Source organism: Saccharothrix xinjiangensis, assembly GCF_039527585.1.
Classification (GTDB): domain Bacteria; phylum Actinomycetota; class Actinomycetes; order Mycobacteriales; family Pseudonocardiaceae; genus Actinosynnema; species Actinosynnema xinjiangensis.
On sequence record NZ_BAAAKE010000022.1, the window covers coordinates 90,693 to 117,691 of the forward strand.

24 protein-coding genes are annotated in these 26,999 nt (G+C 74.6%); 18 read left to right on the top strand and 6 right to left on the bottom strand.

Features of this window, described 5'->3' with window-relative positions:
• Positions 1-377: 377 nt before the first annotated feature.
• Genes ABD223_RS31950 through ABD223_RS31960 form a run of 3 tightly spaced genes read left to right on the top strand, consistent with a single transcriptional unit; the run spans position 378 to position 3,711 of the window.
• Positions 378-1,859 (top strand): AMP-binding protein, encoded by a 1,482-nt coding sequence (locus ABD223_RS31950; RefSeq protein ID WP_344040375.1) that lies wholly within the window; start codon positions 378-380, stop codon positions 1,857-1,859.
• Positions 1,856-3,145, top strand: a complete 1,290-nt coding sequence (locus tag ABD223_RS31955; RefSeq protein WP_344040376.1) for a type III PLP-dependent enzyme domain-containing protein — start codon at positions 1,856-1,858, stop codon at positions 3,143-3,145. The genes ABD223_RS31950 and ABD223_RS31955 overlap by 4 nt, the downstream gene beginning before the upstream one ends.
• Positions 3,146-3,198: 53 nt before the next feature.
• Entirely contained in the window at positions 3,199-3,711 is a 513-nt protein-coding gene (locus ABD223_RS31960) for a hypothetical protein (RefSeq protein WP_344040377.1), read from the top strand.
• Between the two features lie 10 nt (positions 3,712-3,721).
• Here ABD223_RS31960 and ABD223_RS31965 read toward each other — a convergent pair whose 3' ends face one another.
• The gene (locus tag ABD223_RS31965) at positions 3,722-4,324 is read right to left on the bottom strand and encodes a TetR/AcrR family transcriptional regulator (protein ID WP_344040438.1); all 603 of its coding nucleotides are present in this window, start codon (positions 4,322-4,324) and stop codon (positions 3,722-3,724) included.
• A gap of 145 nt (positions 4,325-4,469) precedes the next feature.
• Here ABD223_RS31965 and ABD223_RS31970 point away from each other — a divergent pair, with 145 nt between their 5' ends.
• From ABD223_RS31970 to ABD223_RS32015, 10 genes are all read left to right on the top strand, one after another.
• On the top strand, positions 4,470-5,489 hold the full coding sequence (locus ABD223_RS31970) for an aldo/keto reductase (protein ID WP_344040378.1): 1,020 nt from the start codon (positions 4,470-4,472) through the stop codon (positions 5,487-5,489).
• 74 nt (positions 5,490-5,563) lie between these two features.
• Complete coding sequence (locus ABD223_RS31975; RefSeq protein WP_344040379.1) at positions 5,564-6,457, top strand: hypothetical protein; 894 nt, start codon at positions 5,564-5,566, stop codon at positions 6,455-6,457.
• Positions 6,342-7,559: an SGNH/GDSL hydrolase family protein gene (locus tag ABD223_RS31980; protein WP_344040381.1), complete on the top strand. Its 1,218-nt coding sequence runs from the start codon at positions 6,342-6,344 to the stop codon at positions 7,557-7,559. The genes ABD223_RS31975 and ABD223_RS31980 overlap by 116 nt, the downstream gene beginning before the upstream one ends.
• A 291-nt stretch (positions 7,560-7,850) precedes the next feature.
• Positions 7,851-8,972 carry an inositol-3-phosphate synthase gene (locus ABD223_RS31985; RefSeq protein ID WP_344040382.1) on the top strand — a complete coding sequence of 374 codons (1,122 nt, stop codon included), beginning with the start codon at positions 7,851-7,853 and terminating at the stop codon, positions 8,970-8,972.
• A complete protein-coding gene (locus ABD223_RS31990; RefSeq protein WP_344040383.1) occupies positions 8,969-9,850 on the top strand; it encodes an SCO3242 family prenyltransferase in 882 nt (293 codons plus the stop codon). Before ABD223_RS31985 ends, ABD223_RS31990 begins: the two co-directional genes overlap by 4 nt.
• 37 nt (positions 9,851-9,887) lie before the next feature.
• The gene (locus ABD223_RS31995; RefSeq protein WP_344040385.1) at positions 9,888-11,270 is read left to right on the top strand and encodes an EboA domain-containing protein; all 1,383 of its coding nucleotides are present in this window, start codon (positions 9,888-9,890) and stop codon (positions 11,268-11,270) included.
• Positions 11,267-12,115, top strand: a complete 849-nt coding sequence (locus tag ABD223_RS32000) for a TatD family hydrolase (protein WP_344040386.1) — start codon at positions 11,267-11,269, stop codon at positions 12,113-12,115. The genes ABD223_RS31995 and ABD223_RS32000 overlap by 4 nt, the downstream gene beginning before the upstream one ends.
• Positions 12,112-13,200: a metabolite traffic protein EboE gene (gene eboE / locus ABD223_RS32005; protein WP_344040388.1), complete on the top strand. Its 1,089-nt coding sequence runs from the start codon at positions 12,112-12,114 to the stop codon at positions 13,198-13,200. Before ABD223_RS32000 ends, eboE begins: the two co-directional genes overlap by 4 nt.
• A 2-nt stretch (positions 13,201-13,202) precedes the next feature.
• Positions 13,203-14,582 (top strand): alkaline phosphatase family protein, encoded by a 1,380-nt coding sequence (locus ABD223_RS32010; RefSeq protein WP_344040439.1) that lies wholly within the window; start codon positions 13,203-13,205, stop codon positions 14,580-14,582.
• A 184-nt stretch (positions 14,583-14,766) separates the two neighbouring features.
• Positions 14,767-15,870, top strand: coding sequence for a chymotrypsin family serine protease (locus ABD223_RS32015; RefSeq protein WP_344040389.1), 1,104 nt, complete (start codon positions 14,767-14,769; stop codon positions 15,868-15,870).
• A 46-nt stretch (positions 15,871-15,916) separates the two neighbouring features.
• Here ABD223_RS32015 and ABD223_RS32020 read toward each other — a convergent pair whose 3' ends face one another.
• Complete coding sequence (locus ABD223_RS32020) at positions 15,917-16,588, bottom strand: AIM24 family protein (RefSeq protein WP_344040390.1); 672 nt, start codon at positions 16,586-16,588, stop codon at positions 15,917-15,919.
• A 166-nt stretch (positions 16,589-16,754) separates the two neighbouring features.
• Between ABD223_RS32020 and ABD223_RS32025 the strand changes: the two genes are divergently transcribed.
• The gene (locus ABD223_RS32025; protein ID WP_344040391.1) at positions 16,755-17,702 is read left to right on the top strand and encodes an LLM class flavin-dependent oxidoreductase; all 948 of its coding nucleotides are present in this window, start codon (positions 16,755-16,757) and stop codon (positions 17,700-17,702) included.
• Positions 17,703-17,734: 32 nt separating this feature from the next.
• Here the strand turns inward: ABD223_RS32025 and ABD223_RS32030 are convergent, their stop codons facing one another.
• From ABD223_RS32030 to ABD223_RS32045, 4 genes are all read right to left on the bottom strand, one after another.
• Positions 17,735-18,805 (bottom strand): sigma-70 family RNA polymerase sigma factor, encoded by a 1,071-nt coding sequence (locus ABD223_RS32030; RefSeq protein WP_344040392.1) that lies wholly within the window; start codon positions 18,803-18,805, stop codon positions 17,735-17,737.
• Positions 18,806-19,016: 211 nt separating this feature from the next.
• Positions 19,017-20,654, bottom strand: a complete 1,638-nt coding sequence (locus ABD223_RS32035; RefSeq protein ID WP_344040393.1) for a serine/threonine-protein kinase — start codon at positions 20,652-20,654, stop codon at positions 19,017-19,019.
• A gap of 88 nt (positions 20,655-20,742) precedes the next feature.
• Entirely contained in the window at positions 20,743-21,258 is a 516-nt protein-coding gene (locus ABD223_RS32040; RefSeq protein ID WP_344040441.1) for a mycothiol transferase, read from the bottom strand.
• Between the two features lie 118 nt (positions 21,259-21,376).
• Complete coding sequence (locus tag ABD223_RS32045; protein ID WP_344040394.1) at positions 21,377-22,384, bottom strand: LacI family DNA-binding transcriptional regulator; 1,008 nt, start codon at positions 22,382-22,384, stop codon at positions 21,377-21,379.
• 138 nt (positions 22,385-22,522) lie between these two features.
• Here ABD223_RS32045 and ABD223_RS32050 point away from each other — a divergent pair, with 138 nt between their 5' ends.
• Genes ABD223_RS32050 through ABD223_RS32065 form a run of 4 tightly spaced genes read left to right on the top strand, consistent with a single transcriptional unit; the run spans position 22,523 to position 26,998 of the window.
• Positions 22,523-23,581, top strand: a complete 1,059-nt coding sequence (locus tag ABD223_RS32050; protein ID WP_344040395.1) for an ABC transporter substrate-binding protein — start codon at positions 22,523-22,525, stop codon at positions 23,579-23,581.
• Positions 23,581-25,080, top strand: coding sequence for a sugar ABC transporter ATP-binding protein (locus ABD223_RS32055; protein WP_344040397.1), 1,500 nt, complete (start codon positions 23,581-23,583; stop codon positions 25,078-25,080). The genes ABD223_RS32050 and ABD223_RS32055 overlap by 1 nt, the downstream gene beginning before the upstream one ends.
• Positions 25,077-26,027: an ABC transporter permease gene (locus ABD223_RS32060; protein ID WP_344040398.1), complete on the top strand. Its 951-nt coding sequence runs from the start codon at positions 25,077-25,079 to the stop codon at positions 26,025-26,027. Before ABD223_RS32055 ends, ABD223_RS32060 begins: the two co-directional genes overlap by 4 nt.
• A complete protein-coding gene (locus ABD223_RS32065) occupies positions 26,024-26,998 on the top strand; it encodes an ABC transporter permease (protein ID WP_344040399.1) in 975 nt (324 codons plus the stop codon). The genes ABD223_RS32060 and ABD223_RS32065 overlap by 4 nt, the downstream gene beginning before the upstream one ends.
• Position 26,999: the final 1 nt, after the last annotated feature.

A 26,999-nucleotide genomic window follows, 5' to 3' on the forward strand; every position in this document is an offset into this window, starting at 1 on the left:
AGCCGATCCGCCCCGGCCGATCCGCTCCGGCAGGTCCCCTTACTCCCTCTCCGCCCCTCTTCTCCGGTCCACTTCGGTCAGTCGAGTCCGGACCGCGTTTTCTTTCGAGTGAACCAAGTTCCCCGAGCTTGTGGCCCTCATGATCCATTCGGCACGATCAACCCGGGCCCGCCACGTGGGAGCGAAGGCCTCACCGGATCACGCAACGACCCGACCGATCGATTCGACCGCGACGCGTCCGGCGCAGGTGCCGCGAGCGGCCGGCGCCAGGCAGTGCCGCCCGGTGCCGCCCGGTGCCGCGCAGCGCCGCCCGAGGCAGCCCGAGGCAGCCCCCCTCGTCGTCGCCACGTCAGCCGAGAACCACGAGGAGCGCGAACGTGTTGCTGCACGACCTGCTCGACGACGCCGCCACCGCCGCGGGCTCCGCGCCCGCCGTGCGCGCCGGCACCCTCCGGTGGACCTACCACCGGCTCGGCGAGCTCAGCGCGGCGTTCGCCACCTGGCTGGCCGGCAACGGCGTCGGCCACGGGGACCGGGTGGTGGTGATCTCGCCGCCGGCGGCCGGGCTGGCCGCGATGCTGTTCGCCTGCTCCCGCCTGGGCGCCGTGCTCGTGCCCCTGGACCCGGCCATGCGGCCGTTCCACCTGTCGGCCGTGCTCGGCGACGCCGAACCCGTGCTGGTGCTGGCCGACGACGTCGACCGCGTCCGCGCCCTGGTCCCGTGCCCGGTGCGCGACCGCGCCGAGGCCTGGGCCGAGGCGTCGGCCGCGCCCGCCGACCTCGACGCGCTCCCGGCCCGCCGCGTCTCGCCCGACGACCTCGCGCTGCTCGTCTACACCTCCGGGAGCACCGCCACGCCGAAGGCCGTCATGTGCCCGCACGCCCAGATGACCTTCGCCGCGTCCGCGATCAACGCCGAACTGGGCTACCGGCCCGGCGACGTGGTGTTCAGCCGGCTGCCGATGTCGTGGGACTACGGCCTCTACCAGCTCCTGCTGTGCTGCCTGGGCCGCGCGGAGCTGGTCGTCGTCCAGCCGCACGACGACCTGCGGCTGCTCGACCGCATCCGCGACTCGGGCGCGACCGTGCTGCCGCTGGTCCCCTCGCTCGCCACCATGATCACCACCCTGGCCGGGCGCGCCGGCGGCTCGTCGTCGGCGGTGCGGATGATCACCAGCACCGGCGCCGTGCTGTCCCAGCCGACGATCGACGCCCTGCGCCTGGTCTTCCCGGAGGCCAGGGTGGTGCGCCAGTTCGGGCAGACGGAGTGCAAGCGCATCAGCGTCATGCCCCCGGAGGCTGACCGCGAACGGCCGGGTTCCGTCGGCAGGCCGCTGCCCGGCACCACCGTGCGCGTGCTCGACCCGGACGGCGCGGAGCTGCCGCCCGGCGCGGTCGGCGAGATCGCCGTCAGCGGGCCGCACGTGATGCCCGGGTACTGGCGCGCGCCCGACCTGACCACCCGCTCCTTCCGCGTGGGCGCCGATGGCGAGCGCGTGCTGCACACCGGCGATTACGGCCACCTCGACGAGGACGGCTACCTGTACTTCGACGGCCGCCGCGACGGCATGTTCAAGCGCAAGGGCTCCCGGGTCAGCACCGTCGAGGTCGAAGCGGCGGCCGTCGACATCAGCGGTGTCCGCGCTGCCGTCGCCCTGCCGCCCACCGACGACCGCGACCTGACCGTGTTCGTCGAGGGCGACCTCACCCCGCACGCGGTGCTGCGCGAACTGTCCACCCGCCTGGAACCGGCCAAGGTGCCGGCCACCTGCCTGGTCGTGCCCCGGCTGCCCCTGACCGCCCAGGGCAAACCCGCCACCGCCGAGCTGAACGCCTTGCTGGAAGGCGCTTCCCGGTGAACCGACGGGCGGAGCTGGTCGAACGCTTCGGCACCCCGCTGTACGTCTACGACCTCGACCGCGTCGACGCCGCGCACGAGGACCTGCGCGCGGTCCTGCCGGAACCGGTCGTCCTCCACTACGCGGTCAAGGCCAACCCGCACCCCGACGTGATCCGCGCCCTGCGGGGCGGGGACCGGCCCTGCCGGGCCGAGGTGTCCTCCACCGGGGAACTCGCGGTGGCCCTCGCCGCGGGCGTGCCGCCCTCGCACTGCCTCTACACCGGTCCGGGCAAGACTCCCGGGGAGCTGGACGAGGCGATCCGGCTGGGGGTGCGGCTGTTCTCGGCGGAATCGCCCGGGGACCTCGGCCGCATCGGCGTCGCGGCGGTGCGCCGCGCCGTGGAGGTCGACTGCCTGCTCCGCGTCAACGGGGTCGCGCCCGGCGGCGCCACCGGCCTGCGGATGACCGGCGCCCCCTCCCAGTTCGGCACCGACGCCGACACCGTCCCCGCCCTGCTGCCCGACCTCGCGAGCGTCCCCGGCGCCCGGCTGGTCGGCGCCCACTTCTTCCCGCTCAGCTGCGCCCAGGACGAGACCGCGCTCCTGGCCGAGTTCTCCAACACCGTCGCCGCGGCCGCCGCCCTCCGGGACGCCGGCCTGCCGCTGCGGGTGTTGGACATCGGCGGCGGGTTCGCCGCGCCGTACGCGACCCCGGGGGAGCGCCCGCGCTACCCCGGGCTGAAGGCGGGCCTGGCGGCCGCCCTCGACCGGCACCTGCCGGGGTGGCGGCGCGGTGAACCCGCCGTGCTCGCCGAATCGGGCCGGTACCTCGTCGGCGACTGCGGCGAGCTGCTGTGCGGGGTGGTGGACGTCAAGCACAGCCGGGGCCGGCGCTTCGTCGTGCTCGACGCGGGCGTCAACGCGTTCGGCGGGTTGTCGGGCCTGGGTCGCCTGCTGCCGGTCTCGGTCGTCCTCGACCAGGCCGACGGGCCGACCGGTCCGGCCACCCTCGCCGGTCCGCTGTGCACACCGGGTGACGTCCTGGGCCGCCAGGTCCTCGTGCCGGACCTCGTGCCGGGGGACACCGTGACGATCCCCAACGCGGGCGCCTACGGGCCGACGGCCAGCCTGCTGGCGTTCCTCGGGCGGCCCGCGCCGACCGAGGTCGTGCTCCGCGCCGGCCGGGTGGTGTCGGCGTCGCGCCTGGAGCACCGCCGGACCGACCTGGTGCCGCTGGACCTCGCCACACCCACGGTGATCAGGGACGAGTTCACTCCTCGGTGCAACATGACCACTCGTTCGTGAAGGCATTCCGGTGAGCTAATGGACGGCACGCGAAACGCACCTCGGGGGGAACCATGCGCGTGTTGCCGACCGTCCTGACCGCCCTGCTGGTCTTCACGCCCACCGCCGCGGCGGTCGAGCGGGACCAGGGCGGGCACCAACGGGGCGACTACTACCAGGGCGGGCACGAACGGGACGAGTACGAGCAGGTGGTGGTCGACAGCGTCCGGTTCCCCGGCCTGGCGCTCGCCGCCGGGGCGCAGTCCGAACCCGTCGAGGTCGAGGTGCGGACCGGGCGGCCCGACCAGCGGTGGCGGTTCCACCCGGATGACGCGGGCGTGTTCACCACCGTGGTGCACTGGCAGCTGCGCGGGTGCCTCACGGCGTACTCGCCGACGCGGATCACGGTGCTGGAGTGCATCGGCGCCCAGGGCCAGTCCTGGGTGGAGCGCTCCCACCCGGGCGGGAGCTTCGCCCTGGAGAGCGCGCTCTACGCCGGTGAGTGCCTGACCGCGTCGCGCCCGTTCGAAGCCGTCGACGTGCGGCCGTGCCAGGAGGGCGACCCGCGCCAGGCCTGGACCCGGTGACGCCCCGCGCTCAGCTCGGCAGGCGCAGCCCCGCGATGAGGACCCCGACCAGCCGCCGCGCGTCGTAGCGGGGGTCGCTCTCCGCGCCGATGCAGAGGTTGCCGACGCCGCGCATCAGCTCGACGGCCTCCAGGTCGGACCGGATCTCACCCGCCTCGACGGCCGCGTCGAGCAACCGCGCGCACACGGGCACCAGGCGGTCGAGGAAGTAGGCGTGCAGCGTGGTGAAGCCGGCCTCGTCGGAGTGCAGCACGCCGGCGAGGCCGTGCTTGGTGACCAGGAAGTCGACGAACAGGTCGATCCACCGGCCCAGCGCGGCGTGCGGGGTCTCGCTGCTCGCCAGCAGGGCGGGCCCGGCCTCGGCGCAGGCTTCGACCTGGTGCCGGTAGACGGCGATGATGAGGTCCGCCCGGGTCGGGAAGTGGCGGTAGATCGTGCCCATCCCGACGCCCGCCCTGGCCGCGATGTCGCGCACCGGCGCTTCGACGCCCGACTCGACGAACACCGCGGCGGCCGCGTCGAGCAGGGTCTTCTCGTTGCGCCGGGCATCCGCCCGCTTGGACCGGGCGGGCCGCCCCGCGCCGCCGCTGCTGTCGCTGTCGCTGTCGCCCACCGTGCCGTCCTCCACATCCGCGCTTGCTAAACGGAACACCGCTCCGTATGGTTGCCGGAGCGACGTTCCGCTTCTCCATGCTGCCAGGTCGCGGACCTGGCGACCACACCACGCCCCACCTCGTCCACGACGGAGGAACTCTGCCATGCAGTACCGCACCCTGGGTCGCACCGGTGTCCAGGTCAGCTCCCTCGCGCTCGGCGCGATGAACTTCGGCGCGATCGGGCGCACCACCCAGGACGAGGCCACCGCCATCGTCGACGCCGCCCTCGAAGCCGGGATCAACGTCATCGACACCGCCGACATGTACGGCCGGGGCGAGTCGGAGGAGATGGTCGGCAAGGCCATCGCCGGCCGCCGCGACGACCTCGTGCTGGCCACGAAGGCGACCATGCCCATGGGCGACGAGCGCAACCACCGGGGCAGCTCGCGCCGCTGGCTGGTCACCGCCCTGGACGACAGCCTGCGCCGCCTGGGCGTCGACCACGTCGACCTCTACCAGGTCCACCGGTGGGACCCGAGCGCCGACGACGAGGAGACGCTGTCGGCCCTGACCGACCTGCAACGCGCGGGCAAGGTCCGGTACCTGGGCTCCTCGACGTTCCCCGCGTACCGCATCGTGCAGGCCCAGTGGGCCGCGCGCGAGCACCACCTGAGCCGGTACGTCACCGAGCAGCCCGGCTACTCGATCCTGCAACGCGGCGTCGAGGCCCACGTGCTGCCGGTGGCCGAGCAGTACGGCCTCGGCGTGCTGGCGTGGAGCCCGCTGGCCTCGGGCTGGCTGTCGGGCGCGGTCCGCGCGGGCCGGGAGATCGCCACCAGCCGCGCCAGGCTCATGCCGGAGCGCTTCGACACCTCCCTCCCCGTCAACCGGGCCCGGCTCGACGCGGTCGAGCGGCTGGTCGAGGTCGCCGACGGCGCCGGGTTGACCCTGATCCAGCTCGCGCTCGGGTTCGTCACCGCGCACCCCGCCGTGACCAGCGCGATCATCGGTCCCCGCACCGCCGACCACCTGACCTCGCAGCTCGCCGCCGCGGACACGGTGCTGCCGGCCGACGTGCTCGACGCGATCGACGCCGTCGTCGCCCCCGGTGTCGACCTCGCCCCGCACGAGAAGTTCGACACCCCTCCCGCCCTGCTCGACCCGTCGCTGCGGCGGCGCTGAGCGCCGGGTCCGGGGTTGCCCGCGCCGCGCCGGTCTGGCCGACTGCACGTCTCTGCTCACGTTGGGGGGACGTCGTGCGGGTGTTGGCGGTCGTCGCGCCGGTGGCGGGCCTGCTGGTCGCCGCGCCCGAGGCCGGGGCGGCGACGATCCCCTGGCAGCCGTGCCCCGACCGGCCCGAGGCCGACTGCGGCACGGTGTCCGTCCCGCTCGACTGGGCGAACCCGCGCGGCCCGCGGGTGGACCGGGCCGTGTCCCGGGTCCGGGCCGCCGACCCCGCGCGCCGGATCGGCGTGGTGTTCGTCGACGCGGGCGGTCCCGGCGGGTCCGGCGCGGAGTTCGCCCGCGCCCCGTGCCTGAGCGCCGAGGTGCGGGCCCGGTTCGACGTCGTCGGCTTCGACCAGCTGGGCACGAACAACAGCTCGGCCATCCGCTGCTCGTCCGAGCTGATGGCGCGGCACCCCGGCGACGACCCGGCGGACGAGGCCGCGTTCGCCGCGCCGGCCCGGCACGACCTCGCCGTGCGGGAGGACTGCCGGGCCCGCCACCCGGTGTTCGACCACGTGAACACCACCCGCTCCGCGCGGGACCTGGACGCGGTGCGCGCGGCGCTGGCACGAGGACCGCCGCGGACGCCCACCTGCTCGGTGTCGCGCCCCCGCGCGACCGGACCTGCTGACCGGGCCGCACCGGCTGGGCGCGAGGGGCTCTCCGGGGCGTTGACGCGACGCGTTCCGGACGGCTACGTTGATCCGAAAGTTAAGATGGTGAGTCCGAAAGTTGCGGCCTGCCGTGGTTCGGCCCACCGACACCGCGACGGCCTCGGACGGCACCGCCACGAACAAGGGGTGGGAGATGAACGCCCTGGTCCCGGTCGACCGCACCTCCGCGGAGCGCTGGGTGCACACCTGGGCGTGCACGCCCCAGCTGACCGAACCCGCCAACCTGCCGCCCCCGCCCTTCGCCCGTGACGGCGTGGTGCTGGCGAACGCCACGCTGCGCCAGACCGTGCGCGTCTCCGTCGGCGGCGACCGGCTCCGGCTCCGCTTCTCCAACGCCTTCGGCGGGGCGCCGCTGCCGATCACCGCGGTCACCGTCGCCCACCCGCGCGGCGGCCGGGCGGGCGCCGCCGCGATCGAACCCGGCTCGGCCCGGACCGCGACCTTCCACGGCAAGACCTCCGCGGTCGTCCAGCGGGGCGCGCAGGTGGTCTCCGACCCGATCCCCTTCCCGCTCGGGCCGCAGGCCGACCTGACCGTGACGGTCCACCTGGCGCAGGGGCAGGCGTCCGCCGAGATCACCTCGCACCCCGGCTCGCGCACCACCTCCCACCTGCTGGCGGGCAACCACGTCGAGGCCGGCGCCCTGCCGGGGGCCATCCCGATCGAGCACTGGTACTTCCTCAGCGGCGTCGAGGTGCCGGCCGGTCCGGGTGTCGCCGCCGCCGCCTTCCTCGGCGACTCGCTGACCGACGGGCGCGGCTCCACCACCAACGGCAACGACCGCTGGCCCGACCTGCTGCGGGACCGGCTCCGGTCCGGGCCCGGCACCGCGGGCGTCGCGGTGGTCAACCAGGCGGCGGGCGGCAACCGCGTGCTCCGCGACGGCCTGGGGCCCAACGCCCTGGCGCGCCTGGACCGCGACGTGCTGGCGCACAGCGGGATCGCGTGGCTGTTCGTGTTCGAGGGCGTCAACGACATCGGCACCGCCCAGGCCACCGAGGCCGCCCAGAAGCAGGTCGCCGACGAGCTGGTCGACGCCTACGACCAGATCGTCGTCCGCGCCCACGCCCAGGGCATCCGCGTCTACGGCGCGACGATCCTGCCGTTCGGCGGCAACACCTACGACGACCCCGCGGGGTATCGCGAAGCCGCCCGGCAGGCGGTCAACGACTGGATCCGCACCAGCGGCCGCTTCGACGCCGTGGTCGACTTCGACCGGGCGGTCCGCGACCCGGGTTGGCCGCGCGCGCTCAGGGCCGACTGCGACAGCGGCGACCGCCTGCACCTCAACCCCACCGGGTACCGGGCGCTGGCGGACGCCGTGCCCCTGGAGCTGTTCACCACCGGGTGACGACCGCTGGTCGGAGTCATTCGATGTCGCCGGAAGTTGTCGGTTACTCAAAGTGAGGCTCTCGGCCATTCGTGCACAACTTCTGTTGATAATCACCGAAAGTCTTGCGGACTTTGGTTGAAGAGAAACAGAATCGACCCCACCTGCCAGCCTGTGAGCTGGACCACAGGCAGTCACCGCCCTGAAGCCCAGCGTTGTGCGGACGAGGAGACACCGGTGCGACCCCTGCGAAGCACGTCCTCACGAACCCGGAACCACCTCGCCGCCCCGCCCCGGACCGGGGGGGCCTGAATGGAGCGGACGGGGCTCTGGCTGGTCGGGGCGCGCGGCTCGGTGGCCACCACGGCGGTGTGCGGGCTGCTCGGCCTGCGCGCCGGCCTGGCGCCCCCCACCGGCTGCGTCACCGAACTGCTGGACGCGGACCTGCCTCCGTGGGACTCGCTGGTGGTGGGCGGGCACGACGTCGTGTCCACGCCGTTGGCGAAGCGGGCCGAGCAGCTGGCGCGGGCGGGCGTGGTCCCGACCGACCTGCTCGGCCCGGTCGAGTCGGGCCTGCGGGAGGTGGAGGCGGAGCTGCGGGACGTGCCGCACGGCGCGCAGGACGAGGTCGCGGCGCGGCTCGTGGCCGACCTGGCGTCCTTCCGCTCGCGGCACGACCTGGCGCGGGTCGTCGTGGTCAACGTGGCCTCCACCGAGCCGCCGGCCGACCCGCACCCGGCGCACGCGTCCCTCGCGGCCCTGGAGGAGGCGCTGGCGGCGGGGGAGCCGGTGCTGCCGCCCAGCTCCCTCGCCGCGTACGCGGCGTTCAAAGCCGGCTGCCCCTTCGCGGACTTCACCCCGTCCACGGGCGTGACCCTGCCCGCGCTGAACGAGCTGGCCACCGCGGTCGGCGTCCCGTACGCGGGCCGCGACGGCAAGACGGGCGAGACCCTGGTCCGGACCGTGCTCGCGCCCATGTTCACCGCGCGGGCGCTGCGGGTGCTGTCGTGGGCGGGCACGAACCTGCTCGGCGGCGGCGACGGCTCGACCCTCGAAGACCCGGCGCACGCGTCGAGCAAGCTCCGCACCAAGGCGTCCGGCCTGGCCGCGCTGCTCGGGCACCCGGTGACCGCGCCCCTGCACATCGACAACGTCCCCGAGCTGGGCGAGCAGAAGACGGCCTGGGACCACGTGCTGTTCGAGGGGTTCCTCGGCGCGCGGATGTCGTTGCAGTTCACCTGGACCGGCCTGGACTCCGCCCTGGCCGCGCCCCTGGTGCTCGACCTGGGGCGGTTGCTGGCGGCCGCGCACCGGGCGGGCCGCGTGGGCGTGCAGGACGCGCTGGGGTTCTTCTTCAAGGACCCCCTGGGGTCCGGCGAGCACGGTTTCGCCGAGCAGACCAGGGCGCTGGTCGAGTGGGCGGAGGGTCTGTGAACCCCTACCTGCACCTGGTCCGCGCGCCCGCCGCGCTGACCGTGCTGGGCGACACCGTCGCGGGTGCGGCTGCTCGGGGTGGTGCGTGGCGGGGTGGTGCTGCTCTGGGTGGTGCCCGGGGCGCCGGCGGCGGGCTGCGCGGCAGGCGGCTGCTCCTGCCGGCGGCGTCGGTGGCGCTGTACTGGTCCGGGATGGCGTTGAACGACTGGGCCGACCGGCGCCTGGACGCGGTGGAACGGCCCGAGCGCCCCATCCCGTCCGGCCGGGTGAGCCCCGACCGGGCCCTGGCCGTGGCGGGCGGCCTCGCCGCCCTCGGGCTCGGCCTCGCCGCCGTGGCGGGCGGCCCGCGGGCGCTGGCCACGGCGACCGCGCTGGCCGGCGCGGTGTGCGCCTACGACACGGTCCTCAAGGACACCCCGGCCGGCCCGCTCGCCATGGCCGCGTGCCGGGGGCTGGACGTGCTGCTCGGCGCGCCGCCGGGCGGGGTGCGCGACGCGCTGCCCGCGGCGTCCGTGCTGGCGGCGCACACCCTGGGCGTGACGGCGCTGTCGCGCGGCGAGGTGCGCGGCACGTCGCCCGCGGTGGCGCGGGCGGTGCTCGCGGGCACCGCGGCCACGGCGGTCGCGGCCGGGGCGCGCGGGTGGCGCTCGGCGGCCGGGGCGGCGGTGTACGTGGCGCTGGTGGGCCGGGCGCAGCTGGCGGTCGTGCGGTCCGGCGGCGGTGCGGCCGAGGTGCGCGCGGCCACGGCGGCGGGCGTGCACGGGATGGTGCCGTTGCAGGCGGCGCTGGCGGCCCACGGGTCGTGGCGGTCGGCGTTGGCCGTGGCGTGCGCGCTGCCGCCGGCGCGGCGGCTCGGCCGAACAGTGGGGCCGACGTGACCGGACGACACCCGCTGACGACTCGGGGAGGCCCGGCATGACCATCGAGTTCGGCTACGGCACCAACGGTTTCGCCAACCACCGGCTCGACGACGCGCTCGCCGTCATCGCCGACCTCGGTTACCGGTGCGTCGCCCTCACCCTCGACCACCACCACCTCGACCCCTACGCGCCCGACCTGGCCCGCCGGGTCGACGCCGTGGCCCGGCGGCTGGCCGAGCTGGGCCTCGGCGTCGTGGTGGAGACCGGCGCCCGCTACCTGCTCGACCCCCACCGCAAGCACCACCCGACGCTGGTGTCCGACGGGCAGGCGCGGCGCGTCGACTTCCTGGGGCGGGCGATCGCCGTGGCCCGCGACCTCGACGCGGCCTGCGTGTCGTTCTGGGCGGGTGTGCGGCCGGCGGACGTGCCGCCCGACGAGGCCTGGTCCCGGCTGCGCTCCGGGGTGGCCGAGGTGGTGGACCTCGCGGCGCGGGCCGGGGTGCGGCTGGGGCTGGAGCCCGAGCCGGGGCACGTGGTGGCGCGGCTCGACCAGGCGTTGGCGCTGCGCGTCGAGCTGGGTGAGCCGGACGCCCTGGGCATCACCCTCGACGTGGGCCACTGCGTGGCCGTCGAACCGGAGGACGCGGCGGCGTGCGTGCGGCGGGCCGGTGACCTGCTGGTCAACGTGCAGCTGGACGACATGCTGCCCGGCGTGCACGAGCACCTGGAGTTCGGCGAGGGCGCGTTGGACCTGCGCGGGACGCTCGCCGCGCTGGAGGACGTCGGCTACCGGGGTCCGGCCGCCGTCGAGCTGCCCCGGCACAGCCACGCCGCGCCCGAGGTCGCCCGCCGCGCGCTGGCCGCCCTGCGCGCCGCCGCCACCCCCGACTGGCTCACCGGCGCCGAGCGGCGGGTCCGCGCCGACCCGGCGGCCATCCGCGCCCTGTTCCCGGCCGTCGGCCGCGCGGTCGGCCGGGGTCCGGTGAGGGCCGACGACCCGGGCGGCCTCGTGCACGGCACGGTCGACGACACCGCCCGCGCCCGCCTGGTCGCGGCGCTGCCGGACGCGTCCGAGCTGCCCGACCTCTACCGGTACGGCGACGACGCGGAGCGGCGCGGCGTGCTGCGCGCGCTGACCCCCGACACCGACCCGGGCATCGGCCTGCCGCTGGTGCGCGACGCGTTGCGCGCCAACGACACCCGCCTGGTCGCCGCCGCGCTCGGCCCGTTCGCCGCCGCGCACCTCGACCCGCACACCTGGCGGCACGGCGTGCTCAAGTGCCTGTTCACCGGCGTGCCGCTGGCCGCGGTGCACGACCTCGACCGCCGCGCCGACGACGAGTTGCGCCGGATGACCGCCGACTACGCCGCCGAGCGCGAGGCCGCCGGCCGGCCCGTGCCCGACGACGCCCTGCGCCTGCTGGGGAGGACCCCGTGAGGATCTTCGACCCGCACGTCCACATGACGTCCCGGACCACCGAGGACTACGAGTCCATGGCCGCCGTGGGCATCACCGCGCTGGTGGAGCCCGCGTTCTGGCTCGGCCAGCCGCGCACGTCGGTCGGCTCGTTCACCGACTACTTCGACTCGCTGATCGGGTGGGAGAGGTTCCGGGCCGCGCAGTTCGGCGTCCGCCACCACTGCGCCCTCGCGCTGAACCCCAAGGAGGCGAACGACCCGCGCTGCGCCGGCGTGCTGGACGTGCTGCCCCGCTACCTGGCCAAGGACGGCGTGGTCGCGGTCGGCGAGGTCGGCTACGACTCGATGACCCGGGAGGAGGACGAGGCGTTCGCCCGCCAGCTGGAGCTGGCCGTCGAGCACGACCTGCCGGTGCTGGTGCACACGCCGCACCGGGACAAGACGGCGGGCACCCGCCGCACGCTGGACGTGGTGCGCGAATCGGGGCTGCCGCCCGAGCGGGTGGTGGTGGACCACCTGAACGAGGTGACCGTGGGCCTGGTCGCCGACTCCGGGTGCTGGATGGGGTTCTCCATCTACCCGGACACCAAGATGGACGAGGAGCGCATGGTCGCGATCCTGCGCGAGCACGGCACCGACCGGGTGCTGGTCAACTCCGCCGCCGACTGGGGCCGCTCCGACCCGCTCAAGACCTACCACACGGGGCGCGCCATGCTGGCCGGCGGTTTCGACCAGTCCGATGTGGACGAGGTGCTGTGGCACAACCCGGTGGCCTTCTACGGGCAGAGCGGACGCCTGGTGCTCGACGAGCCCGAAACCCCCGCCACGTTCGCGGGCAACTCGATCCTGCGGGGTGGCTCGTGACCCTGTCCTACTGCACCAACGTGCACCCGGCCGAGGACCTGGACGGCGTGCTGGCCCAGCTCGACCGGTACGCGGCGCCCGTGCGCGAGCGCTTCGGCGCGGAGCTGGGCCTGGGCCTGTGGCTGTCCGCGCCGGTGGCCGGCGCGCTCGCCGCCGACGCGGCGAAGCGCAAGGAGCTGGCCGCCGCCCTCGACGCGCGCGGCCTGGTCGTCCGCACCCTCAACGCCTTCCCCTACGGCGGGTTCCACCAGGAGGTGGTCAAGCACGCCGTGTACCACCCGGACTGGACCACGTCGGCGCGCCTGGACTACACCCTCGACTGCGCCGCCGTGCTGGCCGACCTGCTGCCCGAGGGCGGCGCCGGCAGCATCTCCACCCTGCCGCTGGGCTGGCGGCACCCGTGGTTCCCGGCCGACCACGCCGCCGCCCTGGCCCGCCTGGACGACGCGGCGGCCGGGCTGCGCGCCCTGGCCGACCGCACCGGCCGCGCGGTGCGGCTGGCCGTGGAGCCCGAACCCGGCTGCGTGATCGACGACGTGGCCGACGCGGTGCGGCTGCTGGGCGGGCGCGTGGACCCGGAGTTCGTCGGGCTGTGCCTGGACACCTGCCACCTGGCGGTGTCGTTCGCCGACCCGGTCGAGGCGGTGCGGTCCCTCGACCGGGCGGGGCTGCGCGTGGTCAAGGTGCAGGCCTCGGCGGCGCTGGAGCTGCTCGACCCGACCGACGCGGCCACCGCGCTCGGGCCGTTCGCCGAACCCCGCTACCTGCACCAGGTGCGCGCCTTCGGCCGCGGCGGCGTGCACCGGGCCGACGACCTGCCCGAGGCGTTCGCCGTGCTGCCCACCGACGGGCCGTGGCGCGTGCACTTCCACGTGCCGCTGCACGCCGACCCGCCCGCGCCGCTGCGCTCCACCACCGACGTGCTGCGGCAGGCGGTGGCGGCGGTCCGGGAGGTCGGCCACACCCCGGACGTCGAGGTGGAGACCTACACCTGGTCCGTGCTGCCCGGCGGCGTCGACGACCTGGCCGAGGGCATCGCGGCGGAGCTGGACTGGGCCCGGCGCAACCTGGAGGTGGTGGCGTGACGCTGGTCGTGCTCGACGTGGTGGGCATGACGCCCGCGCTGCTGCCGCACATGCCGAACCTGCGCGCGGTGGGGGAGAGGGGTTTCCGGGCCGAGCTGGGCACCGTGCTGCCCGCCGTGACCTGCTCGGTCCAGTCGACCTTCCTGACCGGCCTCACCCCGGCGCGGCACGGGATCGTGGGCAACGGCTGGTACTTCCGCGACCTGGGCGAGGTCTTCCTGTGGCGGCAGCACAACCGGCTCGTCCAGGGTGAGAAGCTGTGGGAGACCGCCCGCCGCGCGGACCCGGGTTTCCGGGCGGCCAACATCTGCTGGTGGTACGCCATGGGCGCCACCACGGACATCACCGTCACCCCGCGCCCGATCTACCACGCCGACGGCCGCAAGTCGCCCGACGCCTACGTCCGGCCGCCCGCCCTGCACGACGCCCTGGTCGACGAGCTGGGCGAGTTCCCGCTGTTCCAGTACTGGGGACCCACCGCCGCGCTGCGGTCCAGCGAGTGGATCGTGGGCGCGGCCCGCCGGGTGCTGGCCTCGGAGCGGCCGGACCTGCTGCTGGTCTACGTCCCGCACCTGGACTACGACCTCCAGCGCTTCGGGCCGGACTCGCCCCGAGCCGTTCAGGCGGCCCGCGACGTGGACCGCGCCGTCGCGCCCCTGCTGGCCGACGCCGAGCGGGCCGGGGCGACGGTCGTCGCGCTGTCGGAGTACGGCATCACGCCGGCCCGCCGCCCGGTCGACCTCAACCGCGCCCTGCGGCGCGCCGGGCTCCTCGAAGTCCACGCCCAGGCGGGCATGGAGTACCTGGACCCCTGGGCGTCGCGGGCCTTCGCCGTGGCCGACCACCAGGTCGCGCACGTCTACGTCCGCGACCCGTCCGACGTGGCCCGGGTCCGCGCCGTGGTCGGGGAACTGGCCGGTGTGGACGAGGTCCTCGACCGCGAGGGCCAAGCCCTGGTCGGCCTGGACCACGAGCGCTCCGGCGAACTCGTCGCCGTCGCCGAGCCCGATGCCTGGTTCACCTACTACTACTGGCTGGACGACGACCGCGCGCCCGACTTCGCCCGGGGCGTCGAGATCCACCGCAAACCCGGCTACGACCCGGCCGAGCTGTTCTTCGACCCCGCCGACCGGCTCGTCAAGGCCAAGGCCGCGCTCACCCTGGCGCGCAAGAAGGTGGGGCTGCGCTACGCGATGAAGGCCGTGCCCCTGGACCCGTCACCGGTGCGCGGCAGCCACGGCCGGCTGCCCGACCGGCCCGAGGACGGGCCCGTGCTGCTCTGCTCCGCGCCGCGCGCGCCCGAGGCCGTGGAGCGCGACGGCCGGCTGCCCGCCACGGCTGTCCGCGACCTGCTCCTGTCCCTGCGCGAACCGACCCGCTGACCCGGGAAATCCCGGCACGCCGCCCACTCGCCCCCGGTTCCCGCGCCGGCGCGGGAACCGGTCCGGGTCCTGTTCGACTCCGTGCGTTCCTGTCCGGTTGTGTCAGTGACAGGATTTTGGTCCAGACCATAACCTGGTGCGACGCCGCCGCTGTCCACCCCTGCCGAGTAGAGGAGTTCCGCTCGTGAGGACAGCACGAACGATCACCGCGACGGCCGCCGCGGCCATCGCCTCCGCAGCCCTGGCCGTCGCCGCACCGGGCGCCGCGCCCGCCACCGCCGGACCGGTCACCGACTGGGACCGGATGCTCGCCCAGCAGCCGCTGGTGCGCACCGCCGACGGGATCCAGGCCGAGGTGGCGCGCGGCGGGCACGCCGGGTTCGCCGGCCTGGTGCTGGAGGAGGACCACGTCGCGCTGTGGTGGAAGGGCGACGTGCCCGCCACCGTGCGCGACGCGGCGTCCCGGGGCGAGGCCCCGGTGACCTTCGAACCCGCCCGCCACTCCAACGCCGAGCTGCGCGAGGCCGCCAAGGTCGTGCAGGCGCAGCGCGGACCCGGCGTGCACGCGATCAAGGTGCCCGCCGACGGCAGCGGCCTCGTCCTGGGCGTCACGTCCGAGGCCGCGACCCGCGCCCTGCGCGTCGACGTGCCGGTGCGGACCGTGGTGGAGGAGCCGCTGGCGCCGGTGTCCCGGCAGAACGACGCGCCGCCGTGGAAGGGCGGCGCGACGATCGTGCTGGGCAACGCGGCCTGCACGTCGGGCTTCTCCGTCCGCAACGGCGACAACGCCCGGTTCCTGCTCACCGCGGGCCACTGCGGCAACCCCGGCGTGCGCGTCACCGACCCCACCGGCGAGCACATCGGCACGGCGGGCGCCAAGCACGGCGACCACGACATCATGCTGATCCCCACGGGCAACGTGGTGAACCAGCAGTACGTGGGCGGCGGGGACAGCAACTCCACCGAGGTCGTCCGCGGCTGGGGCGACGTCTACACCGGCGAGTACCTGTGCCAGTCCGGCGTCACCAGCGCCCGCGCCACCGGCGCGCCGGTCTGCAACATCAAGGTCCTCTTCTTCTACGCCGACCGCGAGGACCTGGTCGAAGGTGAGCAGATGAACGGCCAGCCGTCCGCGCGGCCCGGTGACAGCGGCGGCCCCGTGTACGGGCCCTCGTCGTCGGGCGGCGTGATCGCCAAGGGCACCGTGACCAGGGCGGCGGGCGCGCGGATCGGCTTCCAGGACTTCCGCACCGCCACGCGCGACTTCGGCGTCTACATCCCGCTGTGACGCACGGGCGCTCCGCGGGGGCGGGTGTCCCCGCGGAGCGCTCCGGTCACTGCTGCTGCGGCACCGGGTGGCCCTCGGAGGCCTGCACGACGACGATCCCCTTGCCGGACAGGGCGAGCTGGTAGGCCTCGCCCGAGCCCCGCCCGATGGCCGCGGCGAGCTTCGCCGTCTTGCGGACCGAGGACTGCAACGAGGTGGACCACAGGACCGCCGACTGCATGTCGACGTACGTCGGCACGTCCACGTCCAGCACGACCGGCGTCCCGAACGCCGTGACGGCGAGCGACCCGGTGCCCGTGAACGTCGTGTTGAACAGGCCGCCGCTGAGCATCGAAGCGCCCTCGACGCGGTTGATGTCCCACTTGAGGGTGTTCTCGAACGCCAGCACGTTCTTGCCGTTGACGGTGACGCCCTCGTCCTCCAGGTGGAGGATGAACACCTCGTCGGCGTCCTGGGCGAGGAAGACGTCGCCGCTGCCCGACACCTTCATCAGCGACATGCCCTCGCCGGTGAAGGCCTTCTTGAACAGCTTGCCGATGCCGCCGCTGCCCTCGTAGGCGAAGTCGACGTCACCCTGGTAGGCGACCATCGACCCCTGCTTGGCGAAGAAGAACCCGCCACTGCCGGTGAGGTCCACCTTGAGCATGCGGCTGTTCTGGAGCTGGAAGCTGCCGGGTTCGACGGACCGCTCGGCGTGGTCGAGGAGTGAGCTGCGCATGACCCGATAGTGCAGGTGTTCACCGGGACGTGCATCCCGTATCGGTTTTTCGGGTCGGCCGGCACCGGATCTGCCGGCCGGCGCCGGGTCCGCCGGGTCCGCCGGCGCCCCGGGCCCGCGCGGGCCCGAGGTTATGATCAAGTCCGCGCCAACCGAGGGAGCCGTCGTGTCTCGTGCCGGATCGATCGGGATCATGCTGCCCAGGGACCTCGGCGGCGCCGAGGTCCTGCCCTACGCGCGCCGCGCCGACGAACTCGGGTTCGACGAGCTGTGGGTGGTCGAGGACCTGGGCTTCCACGGCGGGATCGCCCAGGCCGCGGCGGTGCTGGCCGCGACCGGCCGGATCCGGGTCGGCATCGGGCTGCTGCCCGCGGGCGCGCGCAACGCGGCGTTCGCCGCCATGGAGGTGGCCACGCTGGCCCGCCTGTTCCCGGGTCGGGTGGACGTGGGCATCGGGCACGGCATGCCCGCGTGGATGCGGTCGGTGGGCGCGTGGCCGGCCGGCCCGCTGACGCTGCTGGAGGAGTACCTGCGCGCGGTGAAGGCCCTGCTGCGCGGCGAGGTGGTCGAGCGGGGCGAGCTGGTCGCGCTGGACGGCGTCCGGTTGGAGGAGGCGTGCCTGCCCGAGCACGTGCCGCCGGTCCTGGCCGGGGTTCGCGGCCCGAGGTCGCTGGCCCTGTCCGGTCGGGTCGCCGACGGCACGGTCCTCGCCGAGCCGACCACCCCGGAGTACGTGCGCGCCGCGCTCGGGCAGGTCGACGCGCCGGGGCCGCACCGGCTCGTGGGCTACAACGCGGCCGCCGTCGACCCCGACCGGGCGGTCGCGGTCGAGGCCGTCCGGGACGGGCTGGCGTGGATCGGCGAGCCCGACTGGGCGCCGCACCTGGCGCCGCTGCCGTTCGCCGACGAGTTCGCGGCGCTGCGCCGGGAGTGCGGCGGCCGCGAGGAGTTCGCGCGCCGGCTGCCCGAGGAGTGGGTCCGGCGGCTCGCGCTGGCCGGCACCCCCGACGACGTGCGGGCGCGGCTGGACGAGCTGTTCGCCGCCGGCCTGGACAGCGCCGTGCTCATCCCGGCGGCGGGGCAGACCCCGGAGCGGCTCGCCACCGTCCTGTGACGCGCGCCCGGGGCCTGCCCCCCCGCGAGGGCTCAGCCGCGCAGCGACCTGGGCAGCCCGAACGACGGCAGGAGCGAGTTGTCCGCGAACCGCGTCATCGCGCTGACCCGGTCGCCCTCCAGGGCCAGCACCAGCACCCCGTGCGCGCGCAGGACCGGGGTGCGCGGGTCGCGCAGGTAGCAGCCGAACGCCGGTTGGCCGTTCGCCCTCGTGGGGATCAGCGAGTACCGGTGGTCCTCGCGCAGCTCGATGACGCGGAGGAAGTGCCCGATGGCACCCGGGCCCTGGTACTCCAGCGGCGTCGGTGGCATGGTCAGCCACGCGTCGTCCGTCAGCACGGCCACGACGGCCTCGACGTCGCCGGCCTCGAACGCGCGGGCGAAGCGGTCGAGGACCCGGCGTTCCCGCGGCGAGCCCGGCAGCGGGGCGCTCTCCCGGTCGGCCACCGGCAGCTCGCGGGTCAGCACGGCCCGCGCCCGCTTCAGCGCGCTGGTCACGGCGTCCTCGGTGGTGTCGAGCAGGTCCGCGACCTCGGCGGCCCGGTACCCCAGCACGTCCCGCAGCACCAGCACGGCCCGCTGCCTCGGCGGCAGCTGCTGGAGCGCGGCCAGGAACGCCAGCGACACCGACTCGTTGACCTCGTACCGCGCCTCCGGGCCGGGCGCGCTGTCGGCGATGCCCTCCAGCAGCACGTCCGGGTACGGCTCCAGCCAGCTCGGCTCGCTCCGACGACGTGACGGCTCGGGCAACGGGACCCCCGATCGGCAGGCCGGGCGCTCGTGCGGGCGGCGCTCGTTCGCCCTCAGCGCGTTGAGGCAGCGGTTGGTCGCGATCCGGTAGAGCCACGTGCGCACCGACGCGCGCTCCTCGAAGCCGCCGATGCCGCGCCACGCCGCCAGCAACGTCTCCTGCACCAGGTCCTCGGCGTCCTGGACCGAGCCGAGGATGCGGTAGCAGTGCACCTGGAGCTCGCGCCGGTACGGCTCGACGAGCCCGCGGAACGCCTCGCCGTCCCCGGCCCGAGCCCTGCCCAGCAGGTCGTCGACCTGGCGCGGGGCGCGGTCCGGTGCACCGGCGTGCCCCGCCGGTGGGATCCCTCGCATGGTGGTTCCTCCTGTCCTGGTGGTCCTCTCGCACAGGTGGACACCGCCGGTGCCGGAAAGTGGGCGGTCACCCGGAGATCGCCCGAAGATCACCCTGAGATCGCCGGAGAAGATGGCGCGGGATCGCCCGCGACCGGGTCGTGCGGGTGGCAGCGCCCCGGTCACGGCTTCACCGCCGGTCCACGTCCGAGGGGCGCACGGCGGCGGCGGGTCAGTCCTCGACCAGGACCGGCTCGGTCAGCTTCGCGCCGTCCGCCCGGCCGACCAGGCAGGAGGAGGAGCGGTCGGAGGTGCGGTAGCCGTTCACGGTGCGCAGCCGCCACGCCTCGGCGGTCGGGATGAGCACCCAGAACCGCAGGGTGGCCTCCTTGTCCTCGCCCTTCACCCGGTCGGACAGGAACACCCGCGTGCACTCGGCGGCGACCCTCCTGGACAACTCCTCCACCGACGGGTACGGGGCCTCCTGCTCGTAGTCGGTGCCGTGGCCGACCGAGGCCATCACCTCCACGTCGTGCGGGCCGTAGCAGCCGACCTCCGCGCCGATCGGGATGTCGCCGACGCCCTTCGCCGGCACCCAGTTCAAGCAGCGGTCCTGGAACAGCATCAGGGTGTAGACGCCGATGTCCCCGTCGGGTCCCACGGTCAGCACCGGCTGCATGGCGGGCGACGACGTCGGGACGGCCGAGGACGGCCGGTCCTGGGCGGTGGTGACGCCGGTGGTGGTCGTCGTCCGGTCGGGGACGCCGAGGCTGAACTCGCCCGGGGGCAGGTAGTGCCTGAAGACCGTGAAGTACAGCAGGACCACCGCGCCGACCGCGAACAGCGGTGTCAGCGTCGCGGAGAGGACCCGGCCCGTCCGGCGCCGGGAGTCGGCCTCCGCACCGGGCGCCGCGGAGGAGGGCGCGGGCGGGGCGCCGGGGGATAACGAGGGTGAGGTGCCGGGCGAGAGCGCGGGTGCCGGGCCAGGCGAGAGCGCGGGCGGGGTGCCGACCGGGGGAGTGCGGACGGTCGGCGGGTCGACCGGCGCGGTGAAGTCCTGGTTGACGGCCAGCGCCCGCTCGACCAGCCGCCGCGCCCGGTCCGCCCGCAGGCGGAGTTCCGGGTCGGGTTCGAGCAGGCCGATGACCAGCTCGGCCAGCGGGCCCGGCGTCGACCGCGGTCGCGGGCGCTCGCCCATCACCGCGAGCAGGGTCGCCGACGTGGTCCCCCGCTCGAACGGGTTGTGGCCCTCGGTGGCGAAGAACAGCGTCGCGCCCAGCGCCCACAGGTCCCAGGCGGGCGAGGCCGGCCCGCCGGAGAGCCGTTCCGGCGACATGTACGCGGGCGAGCCGATCAGCGAGCCGGTGGCGGTCAGGCCGGGGTCGTCGAGCTGCTGCGCGATCCCGAAGTCGGTCAGCTTCGCCGAACCCCTCGCGGGCACCATCACGTTGCCGGGCTTGACGTCCCGGTGCACCACGCCCGCCTCGTGGGCGACCTCCAGCGCCGACAGCAGCTGCGCCGCGAGGGTGGCCGCCGCCCTCGCGTCGAGCGGTCCGCTCCGCTCGACCAGCTCGGCCAGCGTCGGGGCCTTGATCAGCTCCATCACGATGTAGGTCTGGTCGTCCTCCTTGATGAGGTCGTGGACCGTGACCACGGCGGGGTCGGCCAGCCGGCTGGAGATCCGCGCCTCGCGCAGCACCCGCTCCTGGTAGACCGCCCGCTCGGCGGCGGGCACGCCACCGGGGACCACCAGCTCCTTGACCGCGACGTCCCGGCCGAGCACGGTGTCCCGCCCGAGCCACACGACGCCCATGCCACCGCGACCCAGCTCGCGGATCAGCTGGTAGCGCCCGCTGCCCACCTCACGCATGGTCGGGAAGTCTCGCAGCACCGGACGGCGTTCGCCGAGGTGGACCGGCCACTGGTCCGGTCGGCGCAACGCGCCGCCCGGACCGGCGTCAGCGCCCCGGCAGCAGGCCGCGCGCGAACGCCGCCTGACCGACGTGCTGGAGGTCGTCCTCGACCACGCTGAGCAGCCGCACGGCCAGGGTCACCGGCGGGTCCCACGACTCGTCGACGACCCGCGTCAGGTCCCGCGCGCCCAGGCCGCGCACGTAGGCCTCGGTGCGCTCGTGCACCGCCCGGTGGTAGCCGAGCAGCAGGTCGGCGGTCGCGTCGACGGCGGCGACGTCCTCGCCGCCGTGCCCGTAACCGGTGTCCCGGGTGGGCAGCGGCAGGTCGAAGCGCCCGGCCCAGCCCCCGGCGGTCCAGACCTGCTCGGCGCCCGCCACCTCGGCCACGTGGTCGTCCTGCACGCGGGTCAGGTGCCAGACCAGCCAGGCGATCGAGTTGGCCGTGCCGCCGACGCGGTGCGCCAACTGCTGCGGCGCCAGGCCGTCCAGCACGCGCTCCACGGACCCGCGGACCCGCCCGAACCCGTCCACCAGCACGTCGACCGCGGTGACCTCGTCCACGGGCTTGCTCCCTCCGGTCGTCTGCAACGGTCTCGACGGGTCGGCGGCCCACCAGGGCGGCGGCGACGCCGCGCCGCGCACGGGGTCGGCCACGCGACCGGCCCACCGCCTACGGGGATCATCCCCCGGAAGCGGGTCCGGTGCTCTCCCTGACCTCCAGCCTGAACGGCGTCTGCACCCGTTCGGGCGGCCGGTCGGCGGTCTCCACGCGGCGGCGCAGCAGGTCCACGGCGGTGTGCGCGATGGCGGCCTTGTCCGGGGCGACGGTGGTCAGCGACGGGCGGTTGTAGCCGCCCTCCTCGTTGTTGTCGAACCCGACCACGGCCACGTCCTCGGGCACGCGCAGGCCGCGTTCGGCGGCGGTGCGCAGCACGCCGACGGCGAGCAGGTCGTTGAAGCAGAACACCGCGTCCGGCGGCTCGGGCAGCGCCAGCAGCTCCGCCATGGCCGCCGCGCCGTCCCGGCGGTGGTAGTTCAGGGCGGTCGCCACCAGCTCGTCCCGCAGCGGCAACCCGGCGGCGGCCAGCGCGGACCGGTAGCCCCTCAGGCGCTGCGCGGCCGTGCCGCGGTACGGGTGCGCGCCGATCGCCGCGATCCGCGTGCGGCCCAACGACACCAGGTGCCGCACCGCCTCCTCGGCCGCGCGCACGTTGTCGATGCCCACGCGGTCGAGGGGCAGGTCGACGGAGTGCTCGCCGAGCACCACCACGGGGATGCCGGGCGCGAGTTCGCCGAAGTCGCGGGCCTCCAGCGCCTCGGGGCTCACGATCGCGCCGTCGATGAGGTGCGTGCCGAGGGACGCCAGGGTCGCGCGTTCACCCTCCCGGGTGCCCCGGGTCTGCTCGATCAGCACGTTCCACTCGTGGGCCTGGGCCGCCTGGAGCACGAGCCCGGCCAGCTCGGCGAAGTAGGGCACCACCAGCTCCGGCAGCACCAGGGCCAGGAAACCGGTCCGGCCCCGGCGCAGGTTGCGCGCGCCCAGGTTGGGCCGGTAGCCCGTGGTGAGCAGCGCCTCCTCGACCCGGCGGCGGTTCTCGGGTCTGACGAACGCGTAGCCGTTGACCACGTTCGACACCGTCTTCACCGACACGCCCGCGAGCGCGGCGACGTCCTTCAACGTGGCCAACCACTGCCTCCATCCGGCCGGCGGTCCCGGGTAGAGCGGGGATGCTATCCGGGCCGACCTGGGGTTTACAACGTTGTACCAACGATGTAAAAAGTGGCCCGTGACGGAAGTCACGCACACCCGGATGAGGAGCCACCCATGTCGCAGTTCGTCCGCGCCGGTGCCGCCCTGGCGGCGGCGACCGTCCTGATGACCGCCTGCACCGCCCGTGAGAGCCAAACCGCCGCGGGCGGCAGCGCGGGCCCCGCCGCGTCGGCCGCGGCGACGCGGTCGGCCGGACCTGGGTGCTCGCGCGAGCAGCTGGGCTACCCGAGGATCGACGTCAAGGACGCGGTCATCGGGTTCTCCCAGTCCGAGAAGGAGGCCAACCCGTTCCGCACCGCCGAGACGGCGTCCATCAGGGACGAGGCGGCCAAGCTCGGCGTGCCCGAGGACAAGCTGCTGGTCACCAACGCGCAGAGCGACCTGAACAAGCAGGTCGGCGACATCAAGTCGCTGCTGGACCGGGGCGCGCAGCTGCTGGTCGTCGCACCGCTGAACTCCGACGGCCTCCAGCCGGCGCTGGACGCGGCCAGGGCCAAGAAGGTCCCCGTCATCACGATCGACCGCAAGGTGAACTCCGAGCCCTGCGCCGACTACCTGACCTTCATCGGCTCGGACTTCGTCGAGCAGGGCAAGCGCGCGGCCGAGGCGATGGCGGAGGTGACCGGCGGCGCCGGCAAGGTCGCGATCCTGCTCGGCTCCTCCGGCAACAACGTCACCACCGACCGCACCAAGGGCTTCAAGGACAACCTGCCGGCGGGCCTGGAGGTCGTGGCCGAGCAGACCGGCGAGTTCGACCGCTCCAAGGGCCAGGCCGTGATGGAGCAGCTCATCCAGAGCAACCCCGACATCACCGCCGTCTACGCGGAGAACGACGAGATGGGCATCGGCGCGGTCACCGCGCTGCGCGCCGCGGGCAGGAACCCCGGCCAGGACGTCAAGATCGTCTCCGTGGACGGCACGCGCAACGCCGTGCAGCTCGTCGCCGACGGCGCCTACAACGCGGTGATCGAGTCCAACCCGCGCTTCGGCCCGCTGGCGTTCCAGACCCTCCAGGACTTCGCCGACGGCAAGGCCATCCCGGAGACCGTGATCATCTCCGACGACCAGTACGACGGGTCCAACGCCGCCGCCAAGCTCGGGAACGCGTACTGATGGTGCTGGAGGTCGTCGACGTCACCAAGGAGTTCACGGGCGTGCGCGCCCTGGACCGGGTGTCGTTCGAGCTGGAACCGGGGGAGGTGCACGCCCTGGTCGGCGAGAACGGCGCCGGCAAGTCCACCCTCATCAAGGTGCTCACGGGCGTGCACCGCCCCACCTCCGGCACGGTGCTGCACCGCGGCGAGGCCGTGGAGTTCGCCCGGCCCGCGGACGCGCAGCGGGCCGGGATCTCCACGATCTACCAGGAGGTCAACCTCGTCCCGCTCATGAGCGTGGCGGACAACCTGTTCCTCGGCCGCGAGCCGCGTCGCCGCGGGCTCGTCGACCGGAAGAGGGCGCACGCCGACGCGGCCGAGCTGCTGGCCGGCTACGGCATCCGCGCCGACGTCCGCCGTCCCCTCGGGACGCTGGGCGTCGGCGCGCAGCAGATGGTCGCGCTGGCGCGGGCGGTGGCCGCCGACGCGCACGTGGTGATCATGGACGAGCCGACGTCGTCGCTGGAGCCGCGCGAGGTCGAGACGCTGTTCTCGGTCGTCGAGCGGCTGCACGAGCGCGGCATCGCGATCGTCTACGTCAGCCACCGCCTGGACGAGCTGTACCGGATCTGCGACCGGGTGACCGTGCTGCGGGACGGCAGGCGCGTGCACACCGGACCGCTGGCCGACCTGTCGCGCCTGGAGCTGGTGTCGATGATGCTGGGCCGCAGCGTCGGCGACCTCCGCGAGCACGGCGCCACCGCGTTCGGCGAGGACCACCAGGCGGGCCGCGAACCCGTGCTGGAGGCGAGGGGCCTGTCCAGCGGGCAGCGGCTGCGCGACGTGTCGCTGTCGATCCGGCCCGGCGAGGTCGTCGGCCTGGCCGGGCTGCTCGGCTCGGGCCGCTCGGAGACCGCGCGGGCGATCGTCGGCGCGCTGCCGCTGGACTCCGGCACCGTCCTGGTGGGCGGCGTCGAGGTCGGCTCGGGCGTGCCGGGCGCGATGCGCGCGGGCGTCACCATGCTCGCGGAGGACCGCAAGGCCGAGGGCATCATCCCGAACCTGTCCGTGCGGGAGAACATCGTGCTCGCCGCCCTGCCTCGGCTGTCGCGCTTCGGCGTGGTCAGCCGCGCCAGGCAGGACCGGATCGTGAACACCTTCATCGAGCGCCTGCGCATCAAGGTGTCCGGCCCCGAGCAGAAGGTCGCCGAGCTGTCCGGCGGCAACCAGCAGAAGGTGCTGCTCGCCCGGTGGCTGTGCACGCGGCCCAAGGTGCTGCTGCTCGACGAGCCCACGCGCGGCATCGACGTGGGCGCCAAGGCGGAGGTGCAGGCCCTGGTCGACGAGCTGGCGCGGGAGGGCTTGGCGGTGCTGCTGATCTCCTCGGAGCTGGAGGAGCTGCTGGACGGCGCGGACCGGCTGCTGGTGCTCAAGGACGGCGCGGTCGTGGATGAGCTGGCCGGGGACCGGCTCACCCGGGACGACGTGCTCGCGGCGATCGCGGCGGATGAGTCGTGACCGCCCTCGCGCTCGACCGCCGGCGCGCCGCGCGGTGGCTCCAGGAGTACGGCGTGTACGTCGCCGTCGCGGCGCTGCTGCTGTTCAACGTCGCGTTCACGGCGAACTTCCTGTCCGTCGGCAACTTCCGCACCCAGCTGGTCCAGGCCGCGCCGGTGTGCATCGTCGCGCTGGGCATGGCCCTGGTCATCGGCACCGAGGGGGTGGACCTGTCGGTCGGCGCGGTGATGGCGCTGTCCGCCGCCCTCGTCCCGCTCTACCTCGGCTACGGCCCGCTGCCCGCGGTGGCGATCGCGCTGGCCGCCGGGCTCCTGGCGGGCGCGTTCAACGGCGTGCTCGTCGCCCACCTCGGCATCCAGCCGATCGTGGCGACGCTGGCGCTGCTCGTCGGCGGTCGCGGGCTCGCGCTGGTGATCGCCGACGGGCAGCTCGTGCAGGTCCACGACCCGACCTTCCTGTGGCTGGGCACCGGCGACGTGCTCGGCGTCCCCGTCAGCGTCCTGGCGGCGGGGGTGTTCGCCGCGGTCGTCGCCCTGCTGGTGAGTCGGACGACGTTCGGCAGGCAGGTCGTGGCGATCGGCGGCAACCGGGCGGCGAGCACCCTGGCCGGCCTGCCGGTGAAGCGCACGCTGGTCGGCGTGTACGCGATCTGCGCGGTGCTGGCGGCCGTGGCGGGCGTCCTGTCCACCGCGCGCCTGTCGGCGTCGGACCCGGCGGACGTCGGCCTGCTCATGGAGCTGTCCGCGATCACCGCCGTGGTGGTCGGCGGCACCCCGCTGACCGGCGGGCGCGTCCGCGTCCTGGGCACCGTGACGGGCGCGTTGCTCATGCAGCTCGTGGCGGCCACCCTGATCAAGCACGACCTGCCCTACTCGTCCGCGCAGATGGCGCAGGCCGCCATCATCGTCGGCGCGGTCTACGTGGCGCGTGAGCGGAGCAGCCGATGACCGTCGAGACCCGTGTGCGCCGGGCGTCCTGGGTGAGCGCGCTCCAGCGCCAGGGCGCCGCCGTGGCGCTGGTGCTGGTGGTGGTGGTCGCCTGGATCGGCTTCCCGCGGTTCGGCAGCCCGGACAACCTGCGCGACATCGCGTTGCAGAGCTCGTTCCTGGCGATCATCGCGCTGGGCATGACGTTCGTGATCATCACCGGCGGCATCGACCTGTCGGTGGGATCGGTGTACGCGCTGGGCGGCGTGCTCGCGGCCTACGGCTCGCAGTGGGGCTTCCTGGCCGCCCTGCTGCTGCCGCTGGTGGTGTGCGGGCTCATCGGCCTGGTCAACGGCCTGCTGGTGGCGCGGACGGGCATGGCGCCGTTCATCGTCACGCTCGCCACGCTGCTGTTCGCCCGCGGCCTGCTGCTGGCGATCACCTCCGAGGGCGCCACGACCTACCGGGTCGACGACGGCTCGCCGTTCCTGGAGCTGGGCCGGGGCACGGTCCTCGGGTTCGGCTACCCGGTGTTCGTCGCGCTCGCGCTGTGCGCGGCGGGCGGGGTCCTGCTCCGCCGCACCGCGTTCGGCCGGTCGGTGTTCGCCGTGGGCGGCGCGGAGCACTCCGCGCTGCTGATGGGCCTGCCGGTGGCCCGGACCAAGGTCCTGGTGTACGTGATGTCCGGCCTGCTGTCCGGCCTCGCGGGCGCGCTGACCGCCTCCTACCTCCAGTCCGGCGTCACGGTGATCGGCGTCGGCCTGGAACTCGACGCCATCGCCGCGGTCGTCATCGGCGGCACCCTGCTGACCGGCGGCATGGGCACGGTGCTGGGGACGGTGATCGGCGTGGCGCTGCGCACCGTGATCCAGAACGTCATCAACCAGGTCGGCACCCTCGACAGCAACTACCAATCCGTGGTCAGCGGCGCGTTCCTGCTGGTGGTGGTCGTGCTCCAGCGCTCGCTGGCCAAGTCGCCCGACCGAAGATGAC